Below are 15497 nucleotides of genomic sequence, written 5' to 3'. Positions count from 1 at the left end.
AAACAAAATAATTTTTTTCTCATTTAACTATTGACATTTATTAGCTGGACTTTTATCTGACCCTTGTCGGGGATAGTAACACAAATGGATATGCATTTACATTTCTCAAAACTCCGTATATCAGTATAACTGCCAATATTGTCCATAATATCCACATCGGTATCTGGCGGCTTATGCTTTCTCTGCCTGTAAATAGCCACTGGCACGCGCATAATGCCAGGTATGCGCCTATCCACGGCAACAAAAGTACAAGCAACGGGTTATAGCGAAATGCCTGATAAATCTGACCGTGCAAAATGCAATAGCACGCGCGGCCTGCTCCACACCCCGGACAATAATAACCAGTCAGAGCGTAAATAATACATATCAACCATTTTGTATCTTTAGGACTATGATAATATAAAAATCGGCTTTCAGCAAGCATTATTGATAATATAGCTGCTGATAAAATCAGGCGGAACTGCCACTTGATTCTTCCGTCTTTTTCACAAATGTAATGTTTTATTTTTTGTGTCATTTTTTCCGTCCCCCGTTATGCAAAAAGGAGTTCCGCATCTGCGGAACTCCTGAAACGGAGAGGGTGGGATTCGAACCCACGCGCCCTTGCGGACAAACGGTTTTCAAGACCGCCTCGTTATGACCACTTCGATACCTCTCCATCTATGCAATTGATATCGCTCTGTCAGCGACGATAGTTATCATATCATATACCCATTGCACTGTCAAGAATAATTTTTGATATTTTTTCTTTTTTGTGAACCTTTTTTATGAACCAGCATAAACTATTTATGATATTTTTCTTTGCGTTTCGCAAGAAATACTTTTGCGATTTCCAGATCTTCCGGTGTTGTGATCTTGATATTTTCGTAAGAGCCTTCATATAATTTAACCGGTACTTTCATCATCTGTTCCACTACCATAGCGTCGTCAGTGATATTATCCGGCACCTCTTCCATCAGCTTTGCATAAGCATTTTCTATGAGATCTGCCTTAAAAATCTGTGGAGTCTGTACCGCCCAGATTAATTTTCTTGGCGGCGTATTCACTGCAAACTGATCTTCATCCACCAGTTTGACCGTATCTTTGCTCGGCATTCCGGCTACACAAGCGCCGAATTTTTCTACATTTTCATATCCACGCGTAAGAATCTGCTCGTCCACGAACATTCTGGCGCCATCATGAATGAATACGTATTCCGGCTGTTCTTTGAGAGCATGAAGTCCGCGTAGTCCTGCCCATACGGAATCATAACGTTCTTTTCCACCTGGGATGATCGAGCGTACTTTTGTAAGCTGATACTTTTCTACGATCTCGTCACGGACCCAGTTTTCCTGCCCTTCTCCTACTACAAGTACAATATCATCGATGATCGCGGATTTTTGAAATGCATCCAAAGTATAAAAAATGATTGGTTTTCCGGATAATTCAATATACTGTTTTTGTATAGCGCTTCCCATACGTTTCCCCTGACCGGCAGATAATACGATTGCCGTACATTTCTTCTTATCCATATATTTCCCTCATTTTCCTCGTTTATATTGACGTTCTTATTCTTAATTTCTGTATCTGCTTTTACGTATTGCCTTAAGGTTCTTCTACCGTTCGCCCAGTTTCAGATTCGGCACTGCATTGAGATCCCATCCGCTTCTTGTGCCGTTGATATACTCATAGTAAGCTGCCACGCCAATCATTGCTGCATTGTCGGTACAGAAAATCGGAGACGGATAATAGAATTCTACCCCTCTCTTTTCGCACGCCTCTTTCATGGCTGCGCGAAGTGCGCTGTTGGATGCAACACCACCGGCAATCGCCAGCTTGTCCACATGAAATTCTTCCACTGCATGCATCGCATTTGCCACAAGAACATCTGTCACGGCTTTCTGGAACGATGCCGCAATATCTGCCTGGTTGTATTCGATTCCTTTCATCTGGCAGCCGTTGATATAGTTCAGAACTGCGGATTTCAGACCACTGAAGCTAAAGTCATATGGTGCATCTTCAACGTGTGCGCGTGGAAATGCAATGGCTTCTGGGTTTCCTTCTTTGGATACTTTATCAATCTTTGGTCCGCCCGGGTACCCAAGTCCGATTGCGCGTGCGACTTTATCAAATGCTTCTCCTGCCGCATCGTCTCTTGTGCGTCCGATAATGTCAAATTTGCCATAATCTTTGACTCGCACAAGATGTGTGTGTCCTCCTGAAACGACCAGTGAGAAAAATGGCGGTTCCAGATCTTTGTGCTCAATGAAATTTGCTGCAATGTGACCTTCAATATGATGCACTCCGACTAATGGTTTCTTTGCTGCATATGCGATGGCTTTTGCCTCTGCTACACCGACCAGAAGTGCGCCTACAAGCCCCGGTCCGTAAGTAACTCCGATGGCAGTAATATCGTCTAATGTAACATTTGCCTCATCAAGAGCCGCCTGTACGACCTGATTTATCTTCTCTATATGCTTTCTTGATGCAATCTCCGGCACAACACCTCCGTAGAGAGTATGCAGTGCGATTTGGGAAGAGATTACATTTGAAAGAACTTCTCTTCCGTTCTTTACGACTGCTGCTGCCGTCTCATCACAGGAGCTTTCAATTGCAAGAATCAATACATCTTCCTTCATATTCTATCCCTTCAATCTTCTGAATTCATTTTCATTAATCTGAAAATGTCAGTTCTACCGTTCGTTTATCTTTTGCTGCTATGGAATTCGGGAAGATTTTCTTCACCTCGTCCATATATTCTTCCGGGTGCGTCAGCGACGGACTATAATGCGTCAGCCACATTTCTGCGACTTCTGCTTCTTTTGCAAGCTGCGCTGCCTCGTAAAATGTCATATGCTTGTATTCTTTTGCTTTTTTCAGCTTATCCTTCTCACCGTACATTCCTTCACAGATAAATAGATCGGAACCTTTCGCGTTGTTGCGGATAGAGTCCGTCGGTCTCGTGTCTGTACAGTATGTCAGTTTAATTCCTTTTCGCGCAGGTCCAAGAACCATGTCCGGTGTGTATAAATTGTCTCCGTCCTGGACATTTTCACCTTTTTGCAGACTGCCCCAGAACTTCTGCGGAATTGCCGCTTCATTTGCACGATCCACGTCGAACTTCCCGGCGCGGTCGATTTCCATCGTGTAGCCATAGCAAGTGACGTTATGATTTACGCGAAATGCTTTCAGGCGATAGCCATTCATCTCAAATATCTGCTCCGGCTGTGTGATTTCGATGTATTTTATCTGAAATGGCAGTTCCGGCGCAATAACGCGAAGTGAGTTGACTACCCGCTCCAGTCCTTTCGGTCCAATCAGAGTCAACGGTTCCGTGCGGTCCGCATTTCCCATAGTCAGGAGCAGGCCCGGGAGTCCGCTGATGTGGTCGCCGTGGTAATGTGTGAAGCAAATCACATCGATGGGTTTGAAACTCCAGCCTTTTTCTTTTATTGCAATCTGCGTACCTTCTCCGCAGTCAATTAGAAGACTGCTGCCGTTATATCTCACCAGAAGCGAGGTGAGCCAGCGGTACGGGAGGGGCATCATGCCGCCCGTTCCCAACAAACATACGTCTAACATATTTTTTTACCTCTTATCCAGAGCCGTCAGGCAAATGTCCTGCCGGTCCGCTTGTTTTTGATTTTCTTCAGCGTCCGGATATTCGTGCAGACTCTGAATCAGATTTTTATTTTAAATTCGCTTATAATTTCATCGTAGCACTGCTCGCAGAGGTCAAATTCATCCAGCCGGTTGTCTTTTTCCGAGAAATAGCCCCAGCGCTTGGATACTTCCAGTACGTCCTCGCGGGGAACCCCTTGGATTACCGGAATACTTCTGCCACAGCGGTTGCAGATGATCTTGTCGATTTCTTTTGTTTCTTTTACAGTTGTATGATACTGGCGCATACAATTCCTCCTTGAAGTCTGGTGTGCCTGTGTGGAAAATGTGTGATATCTGACACCCGGGCACCGGATTGATTCATTACGCCTATATTATATCTGGTCAGATGTGCATTTCCCAGTGGGAAGTGTTGGAGCATCTGCCAGTTCATTTCCAACTTCATTTTTCATGCAGCCGCGCCTGGCTTTTGGACAGGCTTCAGGCTCGGTCGCTGCCTGAAGTTTCGACTTCACAACTCATAAGTATAGCATCTTCCGGCGGGTTTGCATAGAAATTCTTTCGCACACCGTCTTTGGCAAATCCTGCTGCCTTGTAAAAATGTATTGCTGTTTCATTGGAAATACGAACATCCAGCAGCCATCTTGTAATATTCTGCTCGTAACTAAATGCACGCATTTTTTCAAGAAGTCTTACAGCCACCCCCTGCCGGCGATGTTGCGGAGATGTCGCAATTCTGGCGATTTCTCCCTCATCTAACACATAATAAAAAATCACATAGCCAAGGAGTTGTGGCTTGCCTGCATGCTCCGGCGCCGTTGAAGCGCAGGAGCATGGCGGCGCTTGTCTGCTTATAATAGCCCAAATCCGTGCCTGAGGATTTTCAAGCGTATCCCTGATACTTTTTTCACTCCATGGATCCGGAAAGATATCGGATTCCAGCGCTGCAATCTCAGAAATATATTGCTGTTGGTCTTTTTTAATTTCTATTATTTCCATATCTTCTGTCTTTTGATTTTTCTGTCTTTTGACTTTTCTATCTTTTGGTTTTTCTATATTGCTTCTAGGCTCCATCTTATTATAGCTTCTTAAATATCCTGGATCAGCTCGTCTATTGCTTCTTCACTTGTTGCCCAACTTGTGCAGAAGCGCACTGCCGCATAGTCTTCATCTATCTGTTCCCAAAAACTAAACTGATATTTCTGTGCTAATTTTTCGCGGTCTTTCTTTGACAAGATCGGATACTGCTGGTTCGTGTAAGAATCAAAATACATTTTATATCCTTTTTCAAGAAATGCATTTTTTAACTTCATAGCTAATTTGTCTGCGTGAGCTGCAATTTTGAAATATAAATCGTCTGTAAACAATGTATCAAACTGGATTCCCAGAAGACGTCCTTTGGCCAACATTGCTCCACTCTGCTTCATGCAGTAACGAAAATCTTTCTTAAGAGCGGATTTTGTGATTACGACTGCCTCGCCGAAAAGTGCTCCTACCTTCGTTCCCCCAATATAAAATACATCTGTATTTGCTGCAATATCTGCCAGTGTCATGTCTGATTTTTCAGACATTAATCCATATCCCATTCTTGCTCCGTCCATGAATAATGGCAGACCAAGTTCTTTACAGGTTGCGTAAAGTTCCTGTAATTCAGACTTGCTGTAAATTGTTCCATTTTCCGTCGGATGGGAAATGTAGACCATGCCCGGCTGTACGATGTGCTCATGATCTGCGTCATTCCAGTGTGCATCGTAATATGCGCGCACCTGTGATGCTGTGATTTTTCCGTCTTTGCTTGGAAGTGCCAGGACTTTGTGTCCAGTTGCTTCGACCGCGCCCGTTTCATGCACGTTGATATGACCGGTCACTGCTGAAATTACGCCTTGATACGGGCGGAGGATTGAGCGGATCACTACATAGTTCGTCTGGGTCCCTCCTACCAGGAAATGTACATCTGCCTCTGGTGCATCACAGGCTTTTTTGATCTTTTCTCTTGCCTGCTTGCAATATTCATCTTCACTATATCCAACCGTCTGCTCCAGATTCGTCGCCATCAGACGTTCCAAAATCTGTGGGCATGCGCCTTCCTCATAATCACACTGAAACTGAATCATTTCTTCGATACCTCTCATGTTGCTTTTTCTATATTATAGTTGCACGGGTTTTCAACATATCTGCTTATGCTTACGCCCCGCGGGGTTTTTGATACATTTTTACTGTATAGATTTCGCTTCGCGCTCCTTGCGTTCGCGTTCTGCCTGTGACAGGCGCAGATAATCCGGCTCGTGTTCCATGGCAGTCTCTGTCTTTCCGGCAGCATAGTAACGAAGTCCTAATGTTCCTACTGATGCTGCTCTTTGACGGTTCATGTTGGCCGGTGCAAACTGAATGTCTCTGCCTGCTTTTATTTCTTCTGTCAGAATCTCGTCTGTCAATCTCGCACGAAATACCGGCACACCATCTCCCAGGAAAATGATGCGTTTGTCATATTTTTTCAAATGGTCGCCTAATTCTTCGATGCTGATCGCCATCTGATCTTCCAGGACAACCAATTCATTTCCACAAAACTCGTAAATTCCGGTGTAGACCTGTCCGCGGCGCGCATCCATGATTGGGCACACGATGGCGTCTGTTCCGCACAGATTGTACGCCAGTCCTTCCAACGTCGGGATGTGGATCAACGGCTTGTTCATGGCAAGTCCCAGACCTTTCGCTGTGGCGGAGCCGATGCGAAGCCCGGTAAATGAACCCGGTCCGCCGGCAACTGCGATGGCGTCGATTGTTTTCAGGTCAAGCTCGATCATGTCGGATACTGTGTCCAGCATCGGGAGCAGCGTCTGTGAGTGTGTCTTCTTATAGTTCACTGTATATTCCGCAATCACCTGTTCCTCTTCTTCTATCTTTTCAACAACAGCTACGCTGGCTACAAGGCCGGAGCTGTCCAGTGCTAAAATTCGCATATACTTATCCTCCGATAATCAAATCCTTTTTCCAAATTCTTTTCTATCTTAATCTCGGTGAAGTGTTCCGGCAATATTTCCTCGATCAGATTCGCCCACTCGATCAAGCTGACCCCTTCGCCGTAGACATAATCCTCATAACCGATCTCGTCCATCTCTTCCACATCACCGATCCGGTAAACATCAAAATGATAGAACGGCAGGCGCCCTTCATCATACACCTGCACAATTGTAAATGTCGGGCTGCTGACCGGCTCTGTAATGCCAAGTCCGGCGGCCAGTCCTTTTGTAAATACGGTCTTTCCTACGCCCAGATCACCGACAAGCGTGAACACTTGCCCCGGCTTCGCATGCTGCCCCAGTTCATATCCCAGGTCATAAGTATCTTGTTCTTTATTTGACTCTATGATTTTTTCCATCATCATGTCCTCCTTTTGCAAAGCAAAATTTTATACGAGGGCTACCAATGTTACCATCTACAATATTTCAGCAAACAGTAACGCTCTACCAAGATTTAAGTATAGCATATCTTTCATTTCCTTGCCATAGGTGTTGTGTAAGTGATATATTATAGACAATACAGATTCAAATTATATTTTCACAGGAGGATATCACTATGAAATTTACATTTTTTCACAATAACATCAACGTCCTGGATCTGGACAAATCTGTAGAGTTTTACAAAAAAGCTCTCGGACTTGAAGTTACAAAAGAATTCCATGCACCGGACGGAAGCTTCAAACTCGTCTATCTCGGAGACGGCACAACACCACATTCACTGGAGCTGACATGGCTTCGCGACATGGACCGCCCGTATGATCTCGGAGATAACGAATCTCATCTGGCATTCCATGTCGATGACATGGACGCTGCCCTGGCACTTCACAAAGAAATGGATTGCGTGTGTTTCGAAAACCCGGACATGGGAATTTATTTCATCAATGATCCTGACGGCTACTGGGTAGAAATCTGTCCACAGTAGACAATTAAGACAATTCAAAAAGGGACAGGTTAAATTTTAATTGGGGACGGGGTTTTTTTGAAAAAACCCCGTCCCCAATTAAAATTATGCATCATACACATACAATTCGTGTAGTGCTCTTGTTGCGCAGATGTATTGATATCCTTGGTACATTTTGTTGTTACGGTCGCCGCCTACAATAAATACTTGGTCGAATTCTAAGCCTTTTGCCAGATAGTAGGTGGTTACGGTCAGGCCTTTTTTGAATTGTGCGCTGTCGCGGTTGATGTAGTGTGATTCTGCACCTAGTTTATGCATGATTTCTTGAATATGTTCTGCTTCTTTTTCTGTCATGGTGAGGATTGCTGCTGTTTCGTATTCTTCTTCTCTTAATTTCAATTTTCCGCTGATTTCTTTACATGTTTTTTCCAGTGTTTTTATGGTATGTCTTTCGACTGCTTTTCCGTGTCTTGCTACATACTGGATGTCTTTGGATCCGCCGACGGATTTGGCGTATTCTGCGATTTCGCTTGTGTTGCGGTAGCTTTTGTTCATGACGATACGTTTGACTTTTTTTCCAAATATTTTTGGTAAAAATGTGAGAACGTCTTGTTGTTTTCCGGCGATGGTCTGTGCTTTGTCGCCCAGTATTGTCATGTTGCATGAAAACATTTTCGCGAGAAGTACGTACTGTAAATAGGAGTAATCCTGCATCTCATCAATGACGAGATGGCGGATGTTCTTGCGCTGGCCGGCTGCCGTCAGGCTGTATTTTAGATAGAGAATCGGGTAAACGTCTTCGTATTCCAGTACGCGGCGCTCTGGCGGCATGTCCGGAAGTGCCGGGAATCCGTAGTCTTCCAGGAACCAGTTGTATATTTGACAAATGTCTCTGGTTACGTACATATTCATGAATTTTCTGCAAATGATTTCTTGTTCTTCGTCGTTTAGGCTGCGTCCGCGTAAGGTTTCGACTTCGTCGATAAAATAATCCATGACCGCGCCCATTCTATCTAAAAGTGGTGTACCGGTATATTTTTCATAAAAAAATTCCATGATTTCGCTGGCACTTTTGCGAATGCCCTTGAATTCTACATCTTCAAAATCTACCAGCCGGTCTTCCAGCTCGATCAGAAAGCCTTCGATTGCCTGAACATATTCCACGGACTGCTTCCATTCGTAACGTTTTTGATCTGCATCATCCACTCCTGCGATTTCACGCTCGATTTGATGATACTTGTCTTCACAGTCAGCGGCTATCATTTTGCTATTCCAACCAGTCCCGGCCGAACTACTTTTGGAATTTCTACTTGGATTTTTTCCTTGATTTCCGCCTTGATCTCTATTTTTATTTCTATATATCGCATTTTCCTGATTCACAGCATTTCCATATATCGCATTTTCCTGATTGCCAGCATTTCCATATATCACATTTCCCTGCGTTGCAGTATTTCTCCTGAGTTCATGATATGCAAACAGATCAAAACTCATTTCCTGTATATTTTCCTCGCCAAGTTCAGGAAGAATATGGGAAATGTAGTCGGCAAACACGCCGCCTGGCGAGAGGATCAGGATATTTGATGAATTCAGATGCTCTCTGTCATGATACAAAAGATAGGCAATCCGATGTAGCGCAACGGACGTCTTGCCACTTCCTGCCACACCTTGAATAGCCAGAATCTTGTCCTTCGTGTTGCGGATAATTGCATTTTGTTCCTTCTGGATTGTACGCACAATATTTTTCAGTTTCGTGTCGCTGTTGGCGCCAAGTTCCTGCTTTAAAATGTCATCGTCAATCTTCACATCACTCTCAAATTCATAGATCATCTTGCCGCCACGGATTTTGTACTGCCATTTGGACAGAATTTCTCCGTCCATGCGCCCGCCCGGCGCTTCGTAGGACGCCTCGCCTTTGTCGTAGTCATAGAACAGACTGCTGACCGGGGCTCTCCAATCGTAAATGAGCGGCAATGCGCCACGCTCTCTTGCAAAATTTCCGATTCCGATGTAAAAATCTTCCGGCTCGTCTTCTCCGTCATAGACGAATTCTACACTTCCGAAAAATGGTGCATCCAGCATACGTTTCAGACGCCGGCGCATTTTCCAGTTCTCCTGATTGGCATTCACCTGCATTTTCAGCGCCTGCTGATTGTCATAGTCCTCATATCCATACTGGTCCATTTCCGTGTAATTATCCCAGTAATATTCATTCATACTGTTAATGTCCTGGCGTACCGCCTGTATATTTTCATCAATCTCTCCCAGACGTTTTTCTATCAGTCCAAGTACCTCCGGCAGAAATTCACTTCCTTTACTCACAATCAATCCTCCAATTTTAATCATTGTAACTGAATTATCATAGCATTATCGGCAAAATATATCCACTTTTCTCGCTTGGAAATCATGGAAAAATCATGGTATATTTTGACGATAATTGTTTTTTCTGACACAATTTTTAAAAATCATTTCTAAAAATCGAGGGGCTGTAAAAAAAGAATAGTCCCCCAAAAAAAGAAAGGACGCATGAAAAAACTCTCGTTTTTTTCACACGCCCCTCAATTGAATCAATGTTGGAAGAACATCTCCCATCCGTTATTTAATTTCTGCTGTTTCTACGATGAACTTGACGCTTCCGTTTGCGCCTTCTCTGATCCCGCCATAGTTGGTGTATGTCTTTTCTGCCTCTTTTACTGCCTTGAAATGATTCAGAACATTTGCAAGGTCATTTCCTGCAAGGTCTCCCAGTTTTTCAATTCCTTCTTCGTCGAATGTCTTCATTCCGGCTTCCAGAAGGCTGGCGCCCTGGGCGAGTGTTCCTGCGCCCGTGTTAAGCTGTGTACCAACGGAGCTTAACTGGCTTGTTCCGGTGCTGAGTGTAGCCGCCCCCTGGGCAAGCTGGCTGATGGCTGACTGGAGTTTGCCGCCGATTTCGGCCATATCCGGCATGTCAGAAAGGCTGTTAGATAAAGCCGTAAACTGAGTCACTAAATCCGCAAGAGCCTTCTGGGCTGTAGTCGTGTCCACCTGCATGGCCTTTACTTCTGCCAGCGCATTTACCGCCTGGTCTATCGCTGTCTTAGCGCCAGACGCATTCGTAAGGGAAATATTCATGCTGTCACATTCTTTTTCAGCTGAACTTGATGTACCACTGGCTGTATTTACTGCATTTTCCAATTCTTCTTGTTGTTCCGATGTCAGCGATTTATAACTTTCTGTTTCTTTTAAACGATCCATGACATCCTTCTTTGTAGATGCTTTCGTTTCGGAAATTGCTGTATTTACTGCATTTTTTGCTTTTTCTTTCGCCTGATTCGACGCTTCTGTCTCCAAATCTGTAACGTTGATTTTATCCAGTTCGCTCTTGGCAGTGGTTACATTCTCACGGATTGTATTTACATACTCCGCCAGTGTTGTGACGCTTCCAAGCTCCTGCTGCAATATTCCAAGATCTTTCTGAATCTGTGTAACTGCCTGCGCAGTCGTATCATCACTGCCTGCTGCGCTTAAGCTGCCCATAAGTGTAGTTACTTGTTCATCCAGTTCACTCAAACCTTCCTCCAGTGCCTGTGCTCCCGCATCCACCTGGGAAACGCCGCTTGTATACTGACTTAAATAATCCTGCAGTGTTCCGGCTCCGGTGCTCAATTGTCCCATGGCTTCCACCAGTTCATCGGAAGCATCGGTCATTTCTTTTACGCCATCAATCATGTCATTGACATCGTCAAGGTCACCGTCCTTCATATCGCTAAGCCCACATGTGGAAATTGCAGTCGCTGTGAAATCCAGTTCAAAGTTTTCCACATCCGCGGTTATTTCCACATAGTCTTTCAGGTCAATATCTTTTGTTGCCTCGTAATCTTTCAACTCCAAACTGTCTGCAAGTCCTGGAAATGCGGTTCCGATCACAATGCTCTGATCCTGGTCTGCCATGACTTTTCCACCGGAAACTTTCACATTTTTAAACTTATCCCCAGGAAGCATGAGCACGGATGCTGCAAGAAATGGAACTTTTACCTCTACGTCTTTACCATTGATATTCACCGTCCGGCTCTCATTATTCGTATAGTCAAACCGAATTTTCACCTTGCCGCTTTTTCCTGCCAGATCTTCCGGCTTGATTTCCTTGCCGTCCAGATAATAGGTTACTTTTGTAGTCACCGGAAGCTGCTGATTGGAAGTACCTTCATAGGAAATGTCTTCCCCTTTATTCTCCCATGTGATAGTTCCGTCTGCATTTTGCGTATATTCTTCGTCTCCTTCCGTGTTTTTGATGTCTTTCAAATTGGAAAAATCGATGATCTCACCGTCACCATTCCGGCGCAGCCAGTCTTTGACCGTAATCTTCTTAACTGAACCGTCTGCATTTGCATCGACATAAACTGTTTCTGTCTTATCTTTCCATTCACCTGCATCCTCGTCATTGGATGTCTCTGCTGTCACGTCACTGGATGTCTTTACTGCCGCGTCATTGGATGCCTTTACTGCCGCGTCATTGGATGTCTCTGCCGGCGAGGTAGTGGATATCTTTGCTGCCGCGTGTACGACGCTTACATTGCCTGCCACTGCCGGGAGTGCTGACGGCGCTATCATAGACAACGTCAGCGCACCTGCTAATAATATCATTACAACTGGTCGTTTCATATTCTCCTCCTTCTGATTCTCATCTTTCTAACATTCCTTATTCATTTTCCAGCATACTGTTTCAAGATTTCTACGAATCTCTATTCTACATTTTTCAACGCTTCATCCATTGGAACTTTTCGGATCCTTCGATATTCAATTGCTGCCACAACGGCATATGCCGCCACGCCGACCACAAACATTTCCACGAAAATCTTCGGATCTATGTAAAATGTGATCCAGCCGGTAATGCTTGTCAACATCATTTCCCGGAACAGAATCTGCATGATTTCCAGCTCCAATGGCAGGCTGATCAAGATGAACAGCACAACCACAATAGACGTGGACATAATGTACAGCCGGCTGATTTCGCCGTTTGTATATCCCAGGATTTTTGCCATGGAAATAGACTGCGCATTTTTTTCGATGATGATCTTGGACAGGAGATAAATCAATACGAGGAAAATGATCACGGAAAATCCGTCCATCAGATTCATCATACTTCCCATGGACACGTCGAGCTGTCTGGAAATCTTGGTCAGATCCTCAACATCAATGGTGGAACCGATATATTTTTCATCAATATCCGTAATTTCAGAATCAGAGAAATATCCGCTGAAGCTGTCTTTGTCCATATCAAATGTTTTGTTGAGTTCCTGTATTGGCATAAATATGGAGAGTGAACCTACGTAATCATATACACCTGCAACTTTAAACTTGTATTTTTTATTTTCATACTTTTCCTTTAAAGTAATTGTGTCACCTTTTTTCAGACTAAATTTTTCTGCATAGCCGGAGGAGAGGTATACCTCAGGGATATTCTCCACATTTTTCACATCTGTATCAGATGCGGAATCTGATGTTTTCCACTTAATGTTGATATATTTGCTATTGTTTTCCACACCGTAGAGGATAATTTCCTCACTCTTATATTTTCCAGGAAGGGTGCTCAGTGAATAGGCGCTGAATTTTTCTGCATCCGGATTTTCTGTCTCTACTGCCTGACTGAACATCATCATGGACACCATCTGCTCAAGCTTACTGTCTCCACCTGCCATGCTCGCCGGCATCTGCAGCATGTACTGATATTTGCTGAGCATGCCATTTTCCATTTCCACTTGATAATGGTCCAGCACAGATGGAAGCATCAGTCCGAACATCAACAACATATTTGCAAAAATAATTCCCACAAACAATACTGCGTAGTTACTCATATTCTGAAGGATCACACGTACCCGGAATCTGTGGAAAAAGCCAAGATGCTCACTCAACGGCAATGCATGTTTCTGTTTATGTCTGCTTAAGTCCCTTCTCAGGAACTTCAATGGCGATAGTTTTAATTTGTACCACAGCAACACAGAATTCACCACAAGCATAATGAGGATCGGCACTACCGTTGTCAGAAGAAATGCTTCCGCGTTCCAGATGGTCACGTAGGTCGGCAGGCTGTAGCTTCCATAGTAAAGTCCCGCGCAATAATCTTTTCCTACCGTATAGCCGATAATATTTCCAATAATTGCTCCGATAAATGTGACAAATACCGGGGCTGCCATGTAATGCCGGATCAGTTCACCTCTTGTATAGCCGGATGCCCGCAAGGTGCCGATTACATTTGCCTCTTTTCGGATCGTGTTGCTGGTAGTGATTGCAAAGACAAATGCCATGATCACGATGATGATATAAAGAAGCACGATCATCATCGAACGGTCACCGCCCATATCATCCCCAGTGAAAATGATTGCCTGGTTCGTGTATCTTGGGACAAATTCTTCCAGTGTCACTTCTTTTGCCACATCTTCCATCAGATCTTCCGAAATGTCTTTTTCTGCCTTTTCATTTTTTGGCTCAGTATTGTATTTCCATGCGTAGCTGTAATTCAACTGATCGGCCTTGTAGCTGTCGAACTCCTCTGGACACACTACCGACACGCCAAATTTTACCGAGTCAAACATGGAATCATTATTATTGGAAAACAAGGCGCTGTAATCTGAAAGCGCCACAAGACCGGTAATCTTCCATGTATTTCCGTCGCTTTCAATCTCATCACCCACGCTCAGATCATTATTGTCTGCATACATACGGTCAATACCGATTTCTCCCGGTTTTTCAGGCATTTTCCCCTTCATCAGGCACACCTTATTGACCTCATCACGATTCTTGAAAATGCGCATTGTACTTCCATTTGTCAAAGCTTCCTCTACATAATAATTCTCGTACAATTTGATGCCCAGATGTTCGATATCCTGAATCTGAGCATTGTTCATTTTCTTTTCTGTCCGGAAATGTCCATTTTCAATGTTATATTTCTCAAAGCTTTCCTCGTACGCCTGGATCATGCTTCCATCGGCCACCAGAAATCCTGATACCATTCCAATCGTCAGCGTCATCAAAATAAAAATGACCAGATATTTTCCAAATTCTCCACGAAGCTCCCGGAACAGACGTTTATTTAACGGGCTTCTCATCACGCGTCCTCCTTACCAATCCAACTCTCTCGCCGGAATCTTCTTCTCATTGCGGTAACTTTTTCTCACCGCACCGTCACGGAGACGAATCACGATGTCCGCCATGTCTTTGATTGCGTCATTGTGTGTGACCATAATGATCGTGTTACCGTACTTCTGGTTGACACGCTCGATCAGCTCCAGAATATCCTTGGACGTGTTATAATCCAAAGCTCCCGTCGGCTCATCGCAGAGCAAAATATCCGGATTTTTGACAATTGCCCTTCCGATTGCCGTTCTCTGCTGCTGCCCGCCCGACAACTGGTTCGGTAACTTTTTCCTGTGTTCATAAAGTCCCAGCGTCTGTAACAATTCATCAACATCCAGCGGTCTGTCACTTAGATAAGCCCCAACCTCAATATTTTCCCGGACAGTCAGATTCGGAATCAGATTGTACATCTGAAACACATAGCCCAGATGCTTTCTCCGATATGCCGTCAGTTTTTTCTCATTCATATCGGCCATGCGCTCACCTCCGATGGAAATGTATCCCGCATCCGCATCATCAATTCCACCGATAATATTTAACAGTGTAGACTTTCCCGAACCAGACGGTCCAAGTAATACACAAATGTCACCCTTCTCTATAGAAAAATCCACACCCCGCAGCACTTCCACACGGTTCGAATCACTGCCAAAACTCTTTTTCAGATTATTGATCTCAATAAACATATATTGTTTCCTCACTCCCTGTAGTTAGTTTAATGCAACTACATTTTACCACAGAATCAAAATGCAGAAATAGAAAGGCCTGAAAAAACGGTGCGCCTATTGAGAACTTTTATCAATAATTCAAAAATGCCTCGGCATTCTTGCTGCGAGGTGCGCGTCATGCAATTGCATGACATACTT

15 protein-coding genes and 1 tRNA gene are annotated in these 15497 nt (G+C 44.1%); 1 reads left to right on the top strand and 15 read right to left on the bottom strand.

Annotation, left to right across the window (positions count from 1 at the left end; genetic code table 11):
• Positions 1–52: 52 nt before the first annotated feature.
• The 11 genes from LI164_RS14815 to tsaE all read right to left on the bottom strand — a co-directional run bounded on the left by LI164_RS14815 (position 53) and on the right by tsaE (position 6979).
• Complete coding sequence (locus LI164_RS14815) at positions 53–517, bottom strand: DUF2752 domain-containing protein (protein WP_117607050.1); 465 nt, start codon at positions 515–517, stop codon at positions 53–55.
• Positions 518–572: 55 nt separating this feature from the next.
• Positions 573–658: transfer RNA gene (locus LI164_RS14810), tRNA-Ser, on the bottom strand.
• 124 nt (positions 659–782) lie between these two features.
• Complete coding sequence (gene ispD / locus LI164_RS14805; RefSeq protein ID WP_117682590.1) at positions 783–1511, bottom strand: 2-C-methyl-D-erythritol 4-phosphate cytidylyltransferase; 729 nt, start codon at positions 1509–1511, stop codon at positions 783–785.
• Positions 1512–1595: 84 nt separating this feature from the next.
• Positions 1596–2618 (bottom strand): tRNA (adenosine(37)-N6)-threonylcarbamoyltransferase complex transferase subunit TsaD, encoded by a 1023-nt coding sequence (tsaD, locus tag LI164_RS14800; protein WP_005332131.1) that lies wholly within the window; start codon positions 2616–2618, stop codon positions 1596–1598.
• A gap of 34 nt (positions 2619–2652) precedes the next feature.
• The gene (locus LI164_RS14795) at positions 2653–3561 is read right to left on the bottom strand and encodes a ribonuclease Z (RefSeq protein WP_005332132.1); all 909 of its coding nucleotides are present in this window, start codon (positions 3559–3561) and stop codon (positions 2653–2655) included.
• A 98-nt stretch (positions 3562–3659) separates the two neighbouring features.
• Positions 3660–3887 (bottom strand): hypothetical protein, encoded by a 228-nt coding sequence (locus LI164_RS14790; RefSeq protein WP_005332133.1) that lies wholly within the window; start codon positions 3885–3887, stop codon positions 3660–3662.
• A complete protein-coding gene (locus tag LI164_RS14785) occupies positions 3863–4045 on the bottom strand; it encodes a hypothetical protein (protein ID WP_227087335.1) in 183 nt (60 codons plus the stop codon). Before LI164_RS14785 ends, LI164_RS14790 begins: the two co-directional genes overlap by 25 nt.
• Positions 4046–4080: 35 nt before the next feature.
• On the bottom strand, positions 4081–4599 hold the full coding sequence (gene rimI / locus LI164_RS14780) for a ribosomal protein S18-alanine N-acetyltransferase (protein WP_119210539.1): 519 nt from the start codon (positions 4597–4599) through the stop codon (positions 4081–4083).
• An 89-nt stretch (positions 4600–4688) separates the two neighbouring features.
• Positions 4689–5714: a low specificity L-threonine aldolase gene (locus tag LI164_RS14775; protein ID WP_040015409.1), complete on the bottom strand. Its 1026-nt coding sequence runs from the start codon at positions 5712–5714 to the stop codon at positions 4689–4691.
• Positions 5715–5813: 99 nt separating this feature from the next.
• On the bottom strand, positions 5814–6560 hold the full coding sequence (gene tsaB / locus LI164_RS14770; RefSeq protein ID WP_029732170.1) for a tRNA (adenosine(37)-N6)-threonylcarbamoyltransferase complex dimerization subunit type 1 TsaB: 747 nt from the start codon (positions 6558–6560) through the stop codon (positions 5814–5816).
• Positions 6548–6979: a tRNA (adenosine(37)-N6)-threonylcarbamoyltransferase complex ATPase subunit type 1 TsaE gene (gene tsaE, locus LI164_RS14765; protein WP_022279595.1), complete on the bottom strand. Its 432-nt coding sequence runs from the start codon at positions 6977–6979 to the stop codon at positions 6548–6550. The genes tsaB and tsaE overlap by 13 nt, the downstream gene beginning before the upstream one ends.
• Positions 6980–7176: 197 nt before the next feature.
• Here tsaE and LI164_RS14760 point away from each other — a divergent pair, with 197 nt between their 5' ends.
• Positions 7177–7542 (top strand): VOC family protein, encoded by a 366-nt coding sequence (locus LI164_RS14760; protein ID WP_005332140.1) that lies wholly within the window; start codon positions 7177–7179, stop codon positions 7540–7542.
• 84 nt (positions 7543–7626) lie between these two features.
• Here LI164_RS14760 and LI164_RS14755 read toward each other — a convergent pair whose 3' ends face one another.
• The 4 genes from LI164_RS14755 to LI164_RS14740 all read right to left on the bottom strand — a co-directional run bounded on the left by LI164_RS14755 (position 7627) and on the right by LI164_RS14740 (position 15317).
• On the bottom strand, positions 7627–9864 hold the full coding sequence (locus LI164_RS14755; RefSeq protein WP_173794298.1) for a UvrD-helicase domain-containing protein: 2238 nt from the start codon (positions 9862–9864) through the stop codon (positions 7627–7629).
• 249 nt (positions 9865–10113) lie between these two features.
• Entirely contained in the window at positions 10114–12162 is a 2049-nt protein-coding gene (locus LI164_RS14750) for a hypothetical protein (protein WP_227087334.1), read from the bottom strand.
• A gap of 80 nt (positions 12163–12242) precedes the next feature.
• Positions 12243–14606, bottom strand: coding sequence for an FtsX-like permease family protein (locus LI164_RS14745; RefSeq protein WP_227087333.1), 2364 nt, complete (start codon positions 14604–14606; stop codon positions 12243–12245).
• A 12-nt stretch (positions 14607–14618) separates the two neighbouring features.
• Positions 14619–15317, bottom strand: coding sequence for an ABC transporter ATP-binding protein (locus tag LI164_RS14740; protein ID WP_227087332.1), 699 nt, complete (start codon positions 15315–15317; stop codon positions 14619–14621).
• Positions 15318–15497 lie beyond the last annotated feature (180 nt).

Source organism: Dorea sp. 210702-DFI.3.125 (genome assembly GCF_020560945.1).
In the GTDB taxonomy this organism is placed as follows: domain Bacteria; phylum Bacillota; class Clostridia; order Lachnospirales; family Lachnospiraceae; genus Dorea; species Dorea formicigenerans.
Note: the sequence above shows the minus strand (reverse complement) of the source record. Positions and strands in the feature narration are given on the sequence as shown.